The following is a 16,490-nucleotide window of genomic DNA, read 5'->3' as shown; positions in this document are numbered from 1 at the left end:
CACAAAGACACTGAAACAGTATATTTAAGCTATCGCATGATCGGTGATAGAATCGCGCCCATCGATTTTGGTTATTTTTAAACCAAGTCAGTTATTTAAACTAAATTTTTACAACAAAATGGCATTTAAGGTCTAGGCTAAGAACTAAACTAAATAGAAACCTAATCAGGATGGGGCCGTTTTTTGGCAGGGGAAAATTTGAGTCAACTAATCCACAAGCTTGTGCTAAGCGCGCTTTGTATCCTAAGTTTGTGGGGGATATCGTGCAATGGATTAACGCAACCCTTGAGTGCGGCTTTTACACAGCTTAAATTTGAACATATTCGCAGTGAAGATGGTCTCAACCAGAATACAATTACCAGCCTGTTTATGGACAGTGCTGGCATGTTGTGGATTGGCACTCAAGATGGTTTGCATGCCTATAATGGTCATAACTTCAATATTTTCACCCACTCACCCAACGATCCTAACAGTATTTCTGAAAGTTATGTCTCTGACATTATTCAAGATTCAGAAGGCTACATCTGGGTTTCCACGTTCAGCCAAGGAGTCAATCGACTCGATTTGAGCACTGGGACCTTTGAACACTTTGGCCAAGAACAAGGCTTAACCGATCCCCGCACCACTAAACTCAGCATAGTGGGTAATACACTCTGGATTGGCACTAAAGCAGGACTATTTTCCCTATCGATCAAAACTAAACGCATTACCCAAGTGAGTTTAGGTAATAGTGTCGAACCCCATATCACAAGCCTAGCCAATGTTGAAAACACTTATCTGTTAGCTGGAACCCAAGATAGCGGCACCTTTGCTGTCAGTGCAAATACCATCACCCGCTTGAACGTGCCGCAAAATGTCACGGCCTATCAAATTAAAGCGAACTCGGCCTATTCGATCAGCTTAGCGCTCGGTGGACAGCTATGGCACTACAACTTAGCCTCGCAACAGGGCGAAATCCTTTGGCAGACCGACGATAACGTGCCTTATATCAAGGATTTTATCCAAACTGAACAGGGTGATTTTTGGGTCGTCGGGCCTGAAGCGGGTCTTATTCAACTGGAGAGAAACAACAAAGCATTTAATGCGACTTACCACAGGTATGATCCTAAGCGCACCAACAGTATCAGTGAAAACAACATACTGAGTTTGCTGCAAGATCCCTTTGGTAATTTATGGTTAGGCGCCAGTTATTCGGGCTTAGATAAAATAAATACCCGCCGCCAGTATTTTCAGCATATTTTCGAATACACCCCAGATCTGTCGCAACAGAGTAACAATATTCGCACCTTGTTCCGCAGTAAAGATGATGCCCTCTGGATAGGTACTGAAGGCGCTGGGCTTAAGCGCATGTTAACGAACGGGCAATATGAGCACTTTACGGAGAGATTTGCGAACGCCTTAGGGATGCATCAACGCAATTTAAATCTCACCCTGCGAGATATTGATCAAGACAAAGCAGGCGTGCTCTGGTTTGCGACTAACTATGGACTCGGCCGGTTGTCGCCAGAGGGAGAATTCCAATTACTCAAGGTCACTGCAAGTACGGACCAAGGCTCTGAAGCCAATTATATTCGTAATCTAGAAATTGATGATCAAGGCCATCTCTGGGTAGCAACGACTCACGCCCTCTATCGCAAGGCTATAGATAACGATGAGTTTACTTTTATCTCATTGGCGAATATTGACCATTTCTCTCCAGCACAAAACCAACTTTTAATCCTAAGAGCACATAAAGATACGCTATGGATTGGTACACTCGATGGTTTGTTGAAACTGGACATGCAGACGGGTATAGGGAAATCTTACTTCCATCAAGCTGCTAATAAGAAAAGCTTAATCAATAACCGTGTCCGCGATATTTTAGTGACTCAGGCGGGCGAGGTGTGGTTCGCCACCCATGGTGGCATCAGTATATTACCTTCTCAAGATGCCAATGCAGGCTTTACCCATTACACCCGCGATCAGGGATTACCAAGCGATACTATCTACGCCTTATTAGAAGACCAACAACATAATATTTGGTTTAGCAGTAATGCGGGCATAGGCAAACTAAATCCTAAAACCAATCGTGTCATCATATTCAACGAGCAAGAGGGATTACAGGCGCTGGAGTTTAACGGTGGTGTAAAACTGCAAGACAGCGATGGCGATCTCTGGTTTGGTGGCATTAATGGTATCAATCGTTTTAATCCCAAGTTGATTCCGGATCAACGACCCGATGTTAAAGTCGCGCTCACAGGCTATAGCATTGCAGGAAAAGACCATACGATTCTCGACTTAAGTCATCCTCCTAGCATAGTGATGAACTATAGCGATCAGCTGATCAGTTTTGAGGTGACCTCATTGGATTTCAGCTACACAGGTAAAAATCGTTTTAGCTATTATCTTGAAGGATTTGATAACGAATGGCATGAGCTACCCACAGGCAATGAAATCACCTTCACTAACATCAATCCTGGTCATTACCGATTGCATGTTCGCCATGGCCTACAATACAACTCAGCAGGTGCCTATGCACTGCTTGTCGATCTGAATGTACAAGCCCCCTTCTATCGCACTCAGTTCGCCTACACCCTTTATTTCTTACTCACATTAGGCTTGCTGGTTTGGATTATTCGCTGGCGTAAAAAGAAACGTCACATACAAAGTGAATTTGAAACCAGTATCCGCGCCTCTGAGGAGCGACTAAAGCTGGCACTGTGGGCATCTGGCGATGGCATGTGGGACTGGAACATACCCGAAAATCGAGTCTATCGTACCAATATGGATGCTTCGATTCCCCATTGGAATAGCAGCAATATTGCCCATGAGAGCATGCACTCAGAAGACAGAGAGAGATTCAAATTTGAGCTAAACGAGCATCTTCAAGGCCGCTCACCTTTCTTCGAAGCCGAGTACCGTGTCGAACGCTCACCGGGTAATTGGGTATGGATTTTAGATCGTGGCAAAGTGGTTGAAAAAGATAGTTTAGATAACCCGATCCGCATGACAGGGACTAACCGTAACATCACCTCTCGTAAGCTGATTGAGAACGAGTTGGTCTTGTCCTCACAAGTGCTCAACAGCATGAATGAAGCCGTTGTCGTAGCGGGCCTAGACTATCGCATTCGCTCGGTAAACCCTGCATTTTGCACGATAACAGGTTACACAGAACGCCAAATCAGCGACAGACATTTTACTCACTTAGCCTTTGGTCGCCAACAGCGTGAATTGTTCAATACCATTGAACAGCAGCTGCTGCGTCATAAACATTGGGTTGGGGAACTGTGGATCCGCAATAAACAACGGCAGGCAATTCTAGTCTGGCTAGAGATCAACCAAGTTATCGACATTAAAGGTGAAACCAGCCACTTCGTTGCGGTATTTACCGACATTACAGAGCGAAAAAAAGCCGAAGAAGATCTGCGTTTCCTCGCCAGTTTCGACACGTTAACTGGCCTACCCAACCGAACCTTGTTCCAAGACAGGCTTAATCACGCGATAACCCAAGCGCACAGAGCGAACAATATCGTCGCCTTACTGTTTTTAGATCTCGACCGCTTTAAACATATCAACGACTCCATGGGTCACCATGTCGGCGATTTACTGCTCAAAGCCGTTGCCAGAAGACTGCAAAATGCAGTGCGCGATGGCGATACGGTTGCACGCTTAGGCGGTGACGAATTTACCATTATTTTAGAAGGAGTGGCCAAAACCAAAGCCGCTACTTTGATCTCAGAAAAAGTGCTCAGAGCATTCCAAACGCCCTTTTTATTAGACGATAAAACGCTGACCATTTCGACCTCTATCGGTATCAGTCTCTATCCAAACGATGCCGACAACGCCGACTCGCTGATTAAATTTGCCGATACTGCCATGTACCACGCAAAATCATCAGGCAGGAATAACTTCCAGTTTTATACTTCTAAATTAAATGAAATTGCCACGCGCCATGTGCAACTCGAAAGTGGGTTAAAACAGGCGATTCAGCGCAACGAGTTGAGCTTAGTTTATCAGCCTAAGTTCTGTTTAAAAGATGGCTCGCTGACTGGGATAGAAGCGCTTTTACGTTGGCATCACACTGAACTTGGCCCCATCTCCCCCGTCGAGTTTATTCCGCTGGCGGAAGAAACCGGCATAATCACCCAAATTGGCCATTGGGTAATCAATCATGCTTGCCAGCAATTAGCCGAATGGAACAGCTTAGGATTCAATGGTATCGCTGTCGCCGTTAACCTATCGGCGCGCCAGCTTAAGGCTGATATTATCTCCACTATAGAAGTTGCCTTGGCAGTTTCTGGTCTACCAGCACAGTCCCTTGAGCTTGAACTGACAGAGTCGATGATCATGGGCAATCCGCAGGAGTCGGTCAGTATTTTGTCAAAACTCAAGGCTCTAGGCTTAACCATAGCGGTGGATGATTTTGGGACGGGTTATTCGAGCCTGAGTTATCTCAAACGCTTCCCGATAGACACGCTGAAAATTGATCGAGAGTTCGTCAGAGATATCACCAATGATCCCGACGATGCGGCCATCACCAGCGCCATTATCGCCCTCGCCCACAGTTTAGACCTGAACGTTGTCGCCGAAGGCGTAGAGACCCAAGAACAACTCAACTTCTTGGCGATGCAGGGTTGCGATCAAGTACAAGGTTTCTTACTCAGTAAACCCTTAAGTGCCGCAGACTTTTTAACTTTACTCAAGAATCAATCTAAGCCACAGCCGATTTGATTTGAGGCGAAGCCTACAAATGTCATCGTCAAAATCAGCCAATAAAAAAGGCTCCTAGGAGCCTTTAATCATCACCACAACATCCTTACTTTGCTAAACGTTCAACACGCTTAACCCAGCCTTCTGGACCTTGAATGTGACCCTTTTGGATTTCGGTATAGAGTTTGTAGATGCGCTGAACATGCTCGCCCACTTCACCATTACCGACAGTGACTATGTGGCCATCTTCAAAAATGTAGGAGCCCACGGCTGAAACCACGGCTGCTGTACCAAAACCACCCGCCTCGATAATTTCACCCGATTCGATATCGGCGATAAATTGATCAAGCATGACAGTCTCTTGGCGCACTTCACAACCAAGCATCTCACCCAATTCCATGATGGATTGCGAGGTGATCGACTTAAGAATGGTATCTGTAAAAGTCGGAATGATCACAGTGCCATCTTTTAAGATGTGGAAATGGTTCATCGCACCCGCTTCTTCAATCTGTTGATTGGTCGAGTCGAGATATAACACTTGCGATGCACCAAAGGCTGCCGCAGCTTTACCCGCACGCAACGAAGCCGCATAGTTACCCGCCGCTTTTGAGGCACCAGTGCCACCCGATACCGCGCGATGGAAAGTTTTGCTGATCAGCAAGCGTATGCCTTTGTTCACACCCGCTGCGTAATAAGCACCACTTGGACTTAATACCACACAGAAGGTATAACGCGTGCTTGGGCTAACAGAGAGACGGTCTTCAGTCGCAAAAATAAAGGGGCGAATATACAGACACGCACCTTCTTGCATCGGGAACCACAGGCGATCGACATCGATCAACGTATTGATCGCATCCATCTGCACTTGTTCATCGATATTAGGAATACAGACGATATCGGCGGAGCGATTCATCCGCTCCGCATTCTTATTAATGCGGAAAGTATAAATCTCGCCATCTTCGTGCATAAAGGCTTTCGCGCCTTCGAAGATCGACTGGCCATAATGCAACGCCATTGCACCCGGTGCCATTTCAAATGGACCATAGGGAACGATGCGTGGATCGCACCATTGTCCGTCATGATAATCCATCAAAAACATATGATCGGTTCTGAGGCTACCAAAGCCCACATTCCCCTCGGGCTTGAATTGCTCAGTACGGCGCTCGGACGCAGGTTTTAAATTGTAAGTTATTTCCATCGCATACCACCTTGATTACTGAACAAGCAGACTAGGGAGCGACAGGAATAAAGTCAAGAGGGGCGCGCATATAATGCCAATGGCAAGTATTTTTGCCACAATAGGGTCGAACTCCCAATGAGACGATCCTATGTCAGATTATAAAATGATCCCCTGCGAACACTACGATTACCTCGAACTTGCCTGCCTGCGCGGTTATCAGCTCAAGATTGAGCTTATTGATGGCACCCAGTGCCAAGGTCAAGCCATCACCACGCAGACCAGAGCCGACAAAACCGAGTGGCTTGTTATCCAGCAGCAAACTCAACACGCCCTTAGGCTCGACCATATCGTTGCCATCACGCCTGCCGATGCGAATGCTGAATTTGGCAGGGTGCTAATTGCCACTAAACAAGATTAACAGTGGCAACACATGGCAACTATAATTTTATCGGTTGAAATCGGTCACTGGATCGCCGCGATCACAGACACTTCAACCAAATATTCCGGCTCAGCAATAGCAGCTTGCACGCAAGCGCGGGCTGGCGCATGGCCTTTAGGCACCCAAGCATCCCATACGGCATTCATCGCATCGTAATCACCCATGTCTTTCAGATAGATAGTCGCTGACAACAAATGCTCACGCGAACTCCCCGCCTGCGCCAACAAGGTATCGACTTCTTCAAGCATAGTGACGGTTTGCTCAGTGATATCTTGATACTTATCCTTCGCCACTTGGCCACACAGATACACAGTACCTTGATGAATGACTATGCTGCTCATGCGGGTGCCAACGTCTAAACGGGTAATGCTCATATTGATCATCTCTTAAATCAGTACATTGAAATAAAGGGTTCAGCTCAAACCGAATAGGCCATTTTAACGATAAACAGGCGTTATGTCTGCGGTACTAACTTAGGCCAAGGCGAATAGAAGCGCGCCATCAAGGCAAATAAACCGAGACCACAGCTCACCACGGCCAACCACACTAACGGCGTCGCCACGTCTAAATTCACTAATTGGAATCCAATCAGGGCCGAACACGCCGCGATTAACGCAAAGGGCAACTGAGTCACCACGTGGTCATGGGGAGCGCAACCTGAACTGGTCGCACTGAGCACGCTGGTATCTGAAATGGGCGAGCAGTGATCGCCAAAAACTGACCCCGCCATCACAGCGCTCAATACTGGTAACAACAGATGAGGATCAAGGTTATGAGCAATCTCAGCACCAATCGGGATCATAATCGCAAATGTGCCCCAACTCGAGCCCGTCGCAAAAGCCATTATCGCGCAGAGTAAAAACATTCCCGCCACCAGCAAGTGTGGAGAAAGATAAGATTTAGCCCAAGCGGCCAACAATTTCGCCACGCCAAGATCTTGGATAACAGCGCCAATCATCCAAGTGCAGAGCAAAATTGCAATAGCAAAGGCGATCATGCGCACACCGTGGCTCAAATCCCCCACTAACGCCGTTAAGCGTCGCCCAGACAAGCCCAACATAATCAGAGTGACCAAGGTCGCCAACAAACAAGCATCGCGCATAGAGGCGCCAATATCGGCCTTAGCCAGCCAGAGCGACACATCCCAAGAAGAGACCTGCTGGGCACCAGACCACAAAGTTAATCCCACCGAAGCCAATAACAGAGTCAGCATAGGAATAGCGAGTAGCCAAGGATTGCCCTTGGCCTCGACTGTACTAGAAGATTCCACCACGGTAGCGGCGACAAAAGAGCGAAAACCCACGCCATACCAAGCGACAAGCACGGACAAACCTAAGGTCACTATGGCGTAAAAATTAAATAAAGCCACATCGATAAAGGCTTCCAGCGGTGACACGGGCAAAAAGCTGATCCCCGCAATCAGAGCCATCACATAGGGGCCCCAGCTAGAGAAAGGCAATAGCGCACACAGAGGTGAAGCGTTGGAATCGACCAAATAGGCGAGCTGCTCATGACGAATGCCATAACGCTGGCTCAATGGCTGACAAACATGGCCGACGGCAAGGCAACTGAAAATTCCATCAATAAACACTAACCAACCAAGGAAAACGACGCCCAGACGTGCCTGACGTTCAGTGCGGATACGGCTATAAAGCCAATCACCAAACTGACCCACGGCGCCGCCACGTGCTAATAACTGCGTCATGCTGCCTAGCAGCAACATGGCCAATAGCACATTGAGGTGCCACGCTTGCCAAGCACCTTGGGCATAGAATTGTTTAACGCCGATATCAAGCAAATACCGCCCAGTTTGCAGTGGGTCAAATTGGGCGAGCAATAGCGCGCCAGAGACGATGCCGACGCCTAACGCCACCAGTGTACGACGTAAAAACAGGGCTAAGGTTAAGGTCAACAGTAGCGGGAGTATGGCGAGCAGACTAGGCGACATGGACCATTCCGATAAAAAATAAAACCAAGAATACTAACGAGTTAATAACAAATGCAAAAAAACTTAATTTAGAACCCAGTAATAGGGTGTTTTTTGACCAAACGACAAGAATCGCTATTCCTTAAGTTCTAGGCACTGCTAGAATCACAGTCCCATCCAGAAACCATAGGACTCTCCAGATGAGCCTTGAATTACTGTCCAAACTGGAAACCAAAATCCAGGCTGCACTCGAAACGATCGAGCTTCTAAAAATGGAGCTTGAAGAAGAGAAGCAAAAAGCGTCTACGCTGAGTGAGCACAATCAACAATTGAATGCGCAAAACCAGCAACTACAAGAAGAACTCACTTCTTGGAACGAAAAAGTGACTGGCCTTGTTGGCTTGTTAAACAGCGAAATCTAAACAGCCTTTGTTTGATGATGCTGCGCTTCGATCAGTTCGTTCAATTCTAAAATAGCCTGCTTCACTTTTGGCAGGCTTTTTCTTGGCAGCAAAAACCGTCCCTTCTCAAATTCCAATCGTCCTAAGTCTTTAACCCAAATAACACCAGTGAGAAAAATACGCGCATGCTTAACGATAAGCTTAGGTGCGTAGACAGGAAAAACTCTCATATGACCACCTACAAGCATTCTTGTTGTTATTGATTACAGTTGTTTGACAGAAGCTTTACCACTTGAGTTTCATCGTTAGCGTGCTTTTTTTCATAATTTATTGCCAAAAACAGTTAATCATCTGATTTAGTTAACTTATCAATTTGCCACGCTGTAACCCAAATAAACAAAACGCCATAATAATGTCACTTGCCATTTTTTTGACGCTCTGCTAAATTAACAGCGTTACTCAGGGTAAAAATGAGTCCTCTGGCTCAAGTCCGTACTTTCTTTTACAAGAAGTACGGTTTTTTTTGCCTATTTTTTGCCTCGCTTTTATTCAATAAGTTCAAGCGACTAACCTCAAAATCGCCTAGTCTGCGCCGTACCGCAATAAAAAAGGAGCCCTCAGGCTCCTTTCAAACTCAGTATATTCAGCATTATTACAAACCCGCATGACAGTGATGTGATAACGCCATAAAACTATTTTTTGGTTAAGTAGAAAGCGATATCTAACAGTTCGTCGTAGGATTTAATCGCGCCAGTCTCAACACGATACTTACCGTTAACGACAAGAGCAGGTACGCCTGTCAGCTTAGCGTTTTCAGTATCACGCTTCATTTTCGCCATTTGCGCCTTCACCATGAAAGATTCTGCCGCCGCATCGAAGGTTTTACCATCGACACCGTTAGCCACGAAAAGGGCACGAATATCGGCAAGGCTAGTAAAGTGTTCTTTTTTCTCATGAATGGCAGAGAATAACGCCGCATCCATTTTTTCATCGACATTTAACTGATGTGCAACAGCAAATGCGCGTGACATTTCAACGCCCATTTCTTTACCAATAAAATCAACGTGTGCTTGGTTAAACGCTACACCTTCTGGCTTTTCGGCGAGAATTTTTGGCACAACTGTTTTAGAGAAATTAAAGCAGTGTGGGCAATAGAAAGAGAAAAACTCGGTGATCTCAGGCTTAGCGGTTGCTGGGCCATCGTTAATCACTGTGTAATGCACACCTTCTTGGTATTCCACAGCCGATACAGCCAGTGGCGCCAGTAATAAAGCCGCGGCCATAAGTAATACTTTTTTCATGAACATTCCTTAAATCATTTTTGATAAATTGGCTGGAGACTAACATATTCCATTTTTTGAGTGTAACTCAAGCTTAAGAGTTCAATCTAATGTCACAAGATACGTCTGTGACATTAGATTTTGCTCAATACTAATAAGGCACTAGGCTCAGTGGTGGCTCGCCAAGAGCAAAAAGTTGCTCCTTAAATGCCAAGATCTGCTGTTCCCAATACTTTTCATCCCCAAACCAAGGGAAGTTCATCGGGAAAGCTGGATCGTCCCAGCGACGACCAATCCACGCGTTGTAGTGCACCATACGCAGCGCCCGCAGCGGTTCAATCAAGGCTAACTGTCTGGTATCAAACTCACAAAACTCTTCATAGGCTTCGAGTAATATCTCGAGCTGCATCAACTGCTGCGCTCTATCACCCGTTAACATCATCCATAAATCTTGAATTGCTGGCCCCATACGCGCATCGTCTAAATCGACGAATCCGGGACCGTCTGGCGTCCACAAAATATTGCCTGGGTGTAAATCGCCATGCAAACGAATGGCCGCAAAATCTTGGCGCTCCCAAATCGCATTCGCCTTAGCCAACACCTGCTCTACTACGGTAAAGAACGGTAAGCGTAGGCTGTTAGGCACCAGATTGGATTGCTTTAACCACGCGAGCGGCTCGGCGCCTAAAATCTGCGGATTCAAGGGTTCACGTTCAGTAAATACCGTTTGCGCCGCGTACTGATGTATACGACCGATGAATCGACCAACTAATTCCAGCTGTTCTAAATTATCGACTTCAAAGGCACGGCCACCCAAGGAAGGAAACAAGGTAAATCGATAACCTTGATACTTGTGTAACGTATGACCTTCGATGATCACAGGTACCGCAATCGGGATATCTTCTGCCGCAAGTGCGAGCGCATAATCATGCTCCTCTTGGATCTGCGCGTCGCTCCAACGGTCGGGTCGATAGAACTTCACCACATAACGCAGCCCTTCATCGCTGCGAAACTGATAGACGCGGTTCTCGTAGCTGTTCAGCGCAAGCAGGCCTGTTTCCGGGTACACGCCCAAACTTTCGATCGCATCTAAGATCAAATCCGGCGTTAGGGCTTGAAAATGGAACTCAGCGCCGCTAGAACTCGTGGTTGGTGGCGTCATATTCTGACTCATATTCAGTTCACTCTTAGGTGAGGTTGCAGCAAAGTGGCTAAGTATTCCAGCACCTCAAAATCGGCTTCTCGTTCGGTCGAGAGCCAGCAAATGTTGCCGTAAAACTCATAATTGAGCCATAACTGGCTGCCTTCAAATTCTAATAACCATTGATGCCTGTCGGCGCCCCACTGACGCTCGCGCACAGTGCAATCGAGCGCCGCGGCTAAGGGTTCGGCAAAGTCGGCGAAACGATCAAAATCGATATCCGCACTGACCGCTAAACTTAAGGCGCTTCTATCTAAGCGAATGGTATCTAAGCTAATGGCTTTTAAATGCGTGCTTGGTAATTTCATGCTTGTTATCCAATCAACTACTACATGACATGATCAAACCTTGGCCCCAGTCCGGTGGACGCTTTGCCAAGTCTTCATGTTCTGCGTGTTCAGCAAAGGGCTGAGTTAAGATTTTTTGCAGCAAATGCAGCGGCGCAAGATTACCCTCTTCTACCGCGATTATCGCCTCTTGGGCTAAATAGTTACGCAAAATATATTTGGGATTCACACTATTGCGCTCAGTTTGCCACGCAGGGATATCCGCTACTGCGCCCAATCGCTGTTGATAGGCTTGATACCAAGTATCAAACTGACTGACATCAATAAAGTCATCCCGCAGCGCACTGTGTTTGCTGGTCGGATCTAACTTGCCTAATTGGCGCCAAGTCTGAGTGTAATCAAGCTGATTTTTCTCCATCAGCACAGTGAATCGACCTATGAGGTCGAGATCCTGTTTGTCCTGCTCTACCGACGGGGCATCAACTGCAGAGAGACCTAATTTCGCCCGCATCAAGCGCAAATAAGGCTGCACTAGCGCCTCTTGGTATTGATTAAGAATGGCAATTAAGTCATCGGATGGGATCACTGGCGTGAGCGCCTGCGCTAAGCGTTGCAAGTTCCACAAACCGACACCCGGCTGCTGACCAAAGGCATAGCGACCTTCGGGATCCGAATGATTGCAGATAAAATCTTCTTGAAATGTATCGAGGAACGCAAAGGGGCCGAAGTCAAAACTGTCACCCAGAATCGACATATTGTCCGTGTTCATCACGCCATGAGCAAAACCGACCGCTTGCCAGTGGGCAATCATCTTGGCGGTATCTTGCACTACCTGTAAAAACCACGCTTTATAGCCTGCGGCATCACAACTCAAATGGGGATAATGCTGAGTAATAGTGAAGTTGAGTAATTGAATCAACTTATCGGCACGGCCGCGTTCACTGTGGCAGAAAAACTCGAAATGGCCGAAACGAATATGGCTACGGGCTAAACGCACGGTAATGGCTGCGGTTTCTTGGCTCTCACGCCATACGGGTAAGTCAGAGCCAATTACGGCCAAGGCGCGGGTCGTCGGCACATGTAAATGATGCAACGCCTCAGAGACTAAAAACTCACGCACGGCAGAGCGCATCACGGCGCGGCCATCACCACGGCGCGAATAAGGCGTCGGACCGCCACCTTTAAGGGCAACATCCCATGCGCCATTTGGGCCAATCGCTTCACCTAAAATGATCGAGCGTCCATCCCCTAAGCGCGGCGTATAACCGCCAAATTGGTGGCCGCTATAGACTTGGGCATAGTAAGTCGCGCCATCGACGGCGGCATTGCCAGACAAGCCCAATAACAGCTCATCGGTGGGTTGGCTTAAGCCAATCAATTGCGCAGCGTCATCACTCCATGCCAGCCATTCAGGCTTAGTTATCCCTTGCGGGTACACTTGCGAGTAAAACTCAGGTAACTGTGTAAAAAAATCCTGTTTAAACTTCATCTTGTCCACCTATTGGCTCATGGTCTTGCAAACCAGCACCGACTTATCGTCGAACTCACATAGGTGCCCACATTGATACACACCAAGGCCAAAGCCACTCACGCCAGAGCTGCTTAGACGCTGCATGCCGTGGGCCTTGCTCTGGCATTGCGCTAGGGTGTCGTAGTAGCCATTAATATCCTCGGCCTGCAAAGGCGTCACCGGAATGGCGCTCACATCGGGATAATAAAATAGGGTCCATTCTGGGGTTTTAGTACAGCCACTGAGTAGCAATAATCCAAGCCCGAATAAGACATTCGGTAAGGCATAGCTTAGTTTCATTTTTCCCCTATCAAGCCCATAAAAAAAGCGAACCTTAGTTCGCCTTTTGCGCATTCAGTTAGCAGGGATTCTACACTGCTTAGACGAGGGAAATAACCGCTTTTCGTTTAAGGGTTTACCCGCTAAGCGCTCCCAACCAAAGTGTTAAGCCGTAGTTGCTTTAGCCTGTGCTTTCTCAATCCGATTGATACGACCCTCAAAGCCAGTGACAGTGCCATCGCTCAGCCCAAGCTCTAATGCTTTACGACAAATGACAATGGCGGCATCGAAGGCTTGGATATCATTTAGCAAGGTGGCTAAATGCAAGAAACCGGAAGACTTAAGCTCAGTATCTTTGCCTTGCTCGGCGCTAGCCGCTTGGAACAGTGCGACATATTCTTCAGCTAACTGAGCGCCATAGTTGAGATAATCCGCCGATTTACGCTGCTTGTAGCACTCTGCGACCATATTTTGCAGCGCGGTATAGCGAGCACTGGCTGACGTTGCCCCTTGATGTTCTTCAAAGGCCCGAACTAAGGTTACATTCGCCCAAGCCCCTGGCGCACCGACCTCTGAACGCGTGCTCGATGCTGGCTCTGCTTCAGTCTTAACGTCAGCTTGTTCATCTGTTGGCGTGGTGCCTAAAATGATCACCGCCTCTTCATTATGGGCCGCAGGAATATCGACTTCGATGATATCTGTGTCTAGTTCCACCGAAATGTTCGCCGGCTCATTCGTCTCACGGGGCATCAATTCGGCTTCTACTTCGATGACAGGCTCAACTTCCACCACGCGAGTGTCCTCAGCCTGCTCAACTGGCTCAGGCTCTACGCGCTCGGGTTCAGCAGCGGAGGAAATAGGTACCTCTTCGGTAGGAACAACAGGTTTTACCGTGGTCGATTTAGGTTTCATCGCCTCTTGTTCTTCTTTCGCCAATCGCTGCGCGCGAAGAAATAAAAACACCCCGACAGCAATTAGTATAAATACGACTATGATCTTCATTCTTGTTCACCTTTGATGGCCGCTTCTCGTCAGAAGCCGTGTCAATTGGTTTGCCAAAATCCATTAGGACAGTGTCCATGGCAACCGAGTCTAGCTAAAAATTGAGCAGAGATTAACCGCTATTAAAGTCCATTGTGTCGGTGCAAATCAAGTATTTATGCCTTTTTATACGATCTTGCGCTCAAATAGTTATAGTCAATTGCGCTAGACTGACGCAACCGTATTGCCTTATCACCCCAATCGCCCTGTTTACGACAAATATAAGGAACACCTGATGCAAAGTATTCTTATCGTGGCTCACGCCAGCCCCTACGGGACAGAAAAGCTATTTAACAGCCTACGCATCGCATTAGCACTGAAGGATCAGGATGAACAAGCCGTCGATCTTAAACTCTTTCTCATGTCTGATGCCGTGTTTGGCGCACTCAAAAATCAAACCACACCCGACTTAAGCTATAACCTACAACAGATGTTTGAAATTCTCTCGGCGCAGCAAGTGCCAATCCTGCTTTGTAAGACCTGTGCTCAAGCGCGAGGCGTTACCGCGGAAATGATCATCGAAGGCGCGCACATAGGTACGCTGCAAGATTTAACCCGCTGGACATTAGCTGCCGACAAAGTGATGCATATCTAAGGTTGACTTGTAAGTGCGACATTGAGGATGAAGGATTATTTAAAGCCCTATTTTGTGCGCACCTTCATAAATTGGCGCTTTCGTTTTGTCAGCGCCAATTTCACTGCCTATGATGGGATATCCGAGTAACAAGCTAAGGTATTCCAATGGGCGCAGCCACACTACTTACGGGCAAACTCCTGTACGAACACCAGACCATTGCCGCAATGGTGGCGATTTATTGCAAAGCGAAACACCAAGGCCAAGATTCAACAGGTCTATGTGCAGATTGCATCGAGCTATTGGATTATGCCGCGACACGCCTAGATCGCTGCCCCTACGGACAAAGCAAACCCACCTGCAATAAATGCCCAGTACATTGCTACAAACCCGCGCAAAAACAAATCGTCAAAGAGATCATGATCTTCTCCGGTCCTAGGATGCTGTTACCGCATCCCATTCGCGCAATCAAACACTTACTCGCGGAACGCATTCCCGTTCCCAGCGTTGTGCCAGAGGCGGCTTCAAATCGTCATCGGCGCATAGCAAGCCAGCAGAAAAACTAACAGCGATACTTTTACCGAGCCGATTTCCCTGATATAACAGGGCTCGAGGTATCGCATATGAACGATTTTAATACTTTTTTCGCTCAAGCTTACTGGTGGTTGTCGTTATTCGGAGGCGTACATTGCCTCGCGTTAGCTATTTATATTCGCTATTTCTATCACCCAGACGGTAACCAAAAACTCCTCGCCGCTTTCTTAAGTCTCATCGCCCTGTACTTCCTAACGGGTTTGTTGAACCGCGATAACAGTCCAATTCCGATCCATATTCTATTCAACCTGATTAACCCTATCTATTTTTTGCTTATGCCTTTGCTCTATCTCTATTGCAAACGCAGCTTAGTACCAACTAATAAACCACTAGGGTTTTCAAAACATTACTGGCCATCGGCTTTTACCTTGGTTTTCGCCATTCTAGATATCGGCCTAAGATTAAGCGCACATCCCAACGGGGAGTGGCAACCTTTAACCCAGATGCTGAAGGAAATTAGCATTAGCCAATGGGGCGCCATACTGCCCGCACTGCTATCAATACAAACCTGTTGTTACTTTATCGCGCTGTGGGTGCTGTTTCGTCGGCATAAACGCAATCAAAGCGATGCCACACTAACCCAAGAGGCGCTCGGTACCATTCGGTTTCGGTGGCTGATAGGTTTGACTTTAGCCATGTTGTTGAACTGGCTGATCCGCGTGTTTGTGGTGATTTTGCCCTTCTATCTTGGTGATCACTTATCGTTGCTATCCCATGCGTTGCCAAGACTCACCTTACTGCTGAGCATGTATATGTTGGCCGTATACGGCCTGAAACAAATCACCCGCTCTGCCTACCTAAAAGGTCGCCTAGCTAAACCCCAACCACAGCCACGCCCGATCGCGATTGAAAATGTGCTCACCCCTGAGGAGTATGAATTCTTACATCAAATTCAGCAGGACGACGCAGAAAAACCCCAAGCTTCTTCACCACCTAAGAACTAATTGGCGAAACCACACTCCAATAATCACCATCAATATCACTCCAACCATTGAGTCGAACACTGAACCTAAGCTGACACAGGAGTCACTTTGGGCTGTCATTTGTGTAGATAAAGGCTAGTCTGGAGCAACTGAAGACTTGAAGAG

The 16,490-nt window shown here is 47.2% G+C and carries 16 protein-coding genes; 6 read left to right on the top strand and 10 right to left on the bottom strand.

The window, feature by feature from the left end:
* Positions 1–183: 183 nt before the first annotated feature.
* Positions 184–4,710, top strand: a complete 4,527-nt coding sequence (locus Q4Q46_RS13795; RefSeq protein ID WP_311906237.1) for an EAL domain-containing protein — start codon at positions 184–186, stop codon at positions 4,708–4,710.
* A gap of 85 nt (positions 4,711–4,795) precedes the next feature.
* Here the strand turns inward: Q4Q46_RS13795 and Q4Q46_RS13790 are convergent, their stop codons facing one another.
* On the bottom strand, positions 4,796–5,887 hold the full coding sequence (locus tag Q4Q46_RS13790) for a branched-chain amino acid aminotransferase (RefSeq protein WP_311906236.1): 1,092 nt from the start codon (positions 5,885–5,887) through the stop codon (positions 4,796–4,798).
* 130 nt (positions 5,888–6,017) lie between these two features.
* On the opposite strand from Q4Q46_RS13790, the gene Q4Q46_RS13785 reads away from it, so the two are divergent.
* Positions 6,018–6,287, top strand: coding sequence for a Rho-binding antiterminator (locus Q4Q46_RS13785; RefSeq protein ID WP_220591343.1), 270 nt, complete (start codon positions 6,018–6,020; stop codon positions 6,285–6,287).
* 44 nt (positions 6,288–6,331) lie between these two features.
* On the opposite strand, the gene Q4Q46_RS13780 is transcribed toward Q4Q46_RS13785, so the two are convergent.
* Positions 6,332–6,682, bottom strand: a complete 351-nt coding sequence (locus Q4Q46_RS13780; protein WP_311906235.1) for a RidA family protein — start codon at positions 6,680–6,682, stop codon at positions 6,332–6,334.
* 80 nt (positions 6,683–6,762) lie between these two features.
* Positions 6,763–8,256, bottom strand: a complete 1,494-nt coding sequence (locus Q4Q46_RS13775; protein ID WP_311891208.1) for a Na+/H+ antiporter NhaC family protein — start codon at positions 8,254–8,256, stop codon at positions 6,763–6,765.
* 179 nt (positions 8,257–8,435) lie between these two features.
* Here Q4Q46_RS13775 and Q4Q46_RS13770 point away from each other — a divergent pair, with 179 nt between their 5' ends.
* Positions 8,436–8,657, top strand: a complete 222-nt coding sequence (locus Q4Q46_RS13770; RefSeq protein WP_006083484.1) for a cell division protein ZapB — start codon at positions 8,436–8,438, stop codon at positions 8,655–8,657.
* Here Q4Q46_RS13770 and Q4Q46_RS13765 read toward each other — a convergent pair.
* The 7 genes from Q4Q46_RS13765 to Q4Q46_RS13735 form a co-directional block, all read right to left on the bottom strand.
* Positions 8,654–8,866 (bottom strand): DUF1107 domain-containing protein, encoded by a 213-nt coding sequence (locus tag Q4Q46_RS13765; RefSeq protein WP_106649149.1) that lies wholly within the window; start codon positions 8,864–8,866, stop codon positions 8,654–8,656. The genes Q4Q46_RS13770 and Q4Q46_RS13765 overlap by 4 nt on opposite strands.
* 462 nt (positions 8,867–9,328) lie before the next feature.
* Positions 9,329–9,937 (bottom strand): thiol:disulfide interchange protein DsbA/DsbL, encoded by a 609-nt coding sequence (locus Q4Q46_RS13760; protein WP_220776584.1) that lies wholly within the window; start codon positions 9,935–9,937, stop codon positions 9,329–9,331.
* Positions 9,938–10,067: 130 nt separating this feature from the next.
* Positions 10,068–11,090, bottom strand: a complete 1,023-nt coding sequence (locus Q4Q46_RS13755; protein WP_311891206.1) for a serine/threonine protein kinase — start codon at positions 11,088–11,090, stop codon at positions 10,068–10,070.
* A gap of 2 nt (positions 11,091–11,092) precedes the next feature.
* Positions 11,093–11,425 (bottom strand): DUF3630 family protein, encoded by a 333-nt coding sequence (locus Q4Q46_RS13750; protein ID WP_071940629.1) that lies wholly within the window; start codon positions 11,423–11,425, stop codon positions 11,093–11,095.
* Between the two features lie 13 nt (positions 11,426–11,438).
* A complete protein-coding gene (locus Q4Q46_RS13745; protein WP_311906234.1) occupies positions 11,439–12,893 on the bottom strand; it encodes a protein adenylyltransferase SelO in 1,455 nt (484 codons plus the stop codon).
* Positions 12,894–12,902: 9 nt separating this feature from the next.
* Positions 12,903–13,214, bottom strand: a complete 312-nt coding sequence (locus Q4Q46_RS13740) for a hypothetical protein (protein ID WP_012090451.1) — start codon at positions 13,212–13,214, stop codon at positions 12,903–12,905.
* 144 nt (positions 13,215–13,358) lie between these two features.
* Positions 13,359–14,195 (bottom strand): hypothetical protein, encoded by an 837-nt coding sequence (locus tag Q4Q46_RS13735; protein ID WP_311906233.1) that lies wholly within the window; start codon positions 14,193–14,195, stop codon positions 13,359–13,361.
* A 274-nt stretch (positions 14,196–14,469) separates the two neighbouring features.
* On the opposite strand from Q4Q46_RS13735, the gene Q4Q46_RS13730 reads away from it, so the two are divergent.
* From Q4Q46_RS13730 to Q4Q46_RS13720, 3 genes are all read left to right on the top strand, one after another.
* Positions 14,470–14,829 carry a DsrE/DsrF/TusD sulfur relay family protein gene (locus Q4Q46_RS13730; protein WP_006083495.1) on the top strand — a complete coding sequence of 120 codons (360 nt, stop codon included), beginning with the start codon at positions 14,470–14,472 and terminating at the stop codon, positions 14,827–14,829.
* 146 nt (positions 14,830–14,975) lie between these two features.
* On the top strand, positions 14,976–15,374 hold the full coding sequence (locus tag Q4Q46_RS13725) for a nitrous oxide-stimulated promoter family protein (protein ID WP_311906232.1): 399 nt from the start codon (positions 14,976–14,978) through the stop codon (positions 15,372–15,374).
* 57 nt (positions 15,375–15,431) lie between these two features.
* Positions 15,432–16,346, top strand: coding sequence for a hypothetical protein (locus Q4Q46_RS13720; protein WP_311906231.1), 915 nt, complete (start codon positions 15,432–15,434; stop codon positions 16,344–16,346).
* Positions 16,347–16,490: the final 144 nt, after the last annotated feature.

Origin of the sequence: Shewanella vaxholmensis (assembly GCF_031932135.1) — a bacterium.
GTDB classification, from domain to species: domain Bacteria; phylum Pseudomonadota; class Gammaproteobacteria; order Enterobacterales; family Shewanellaceae; genus Shewanella; species Shewanella hafniensis.
This window is presented reverse-complemented; position numbering and strand designations above follow the sequence as displayed.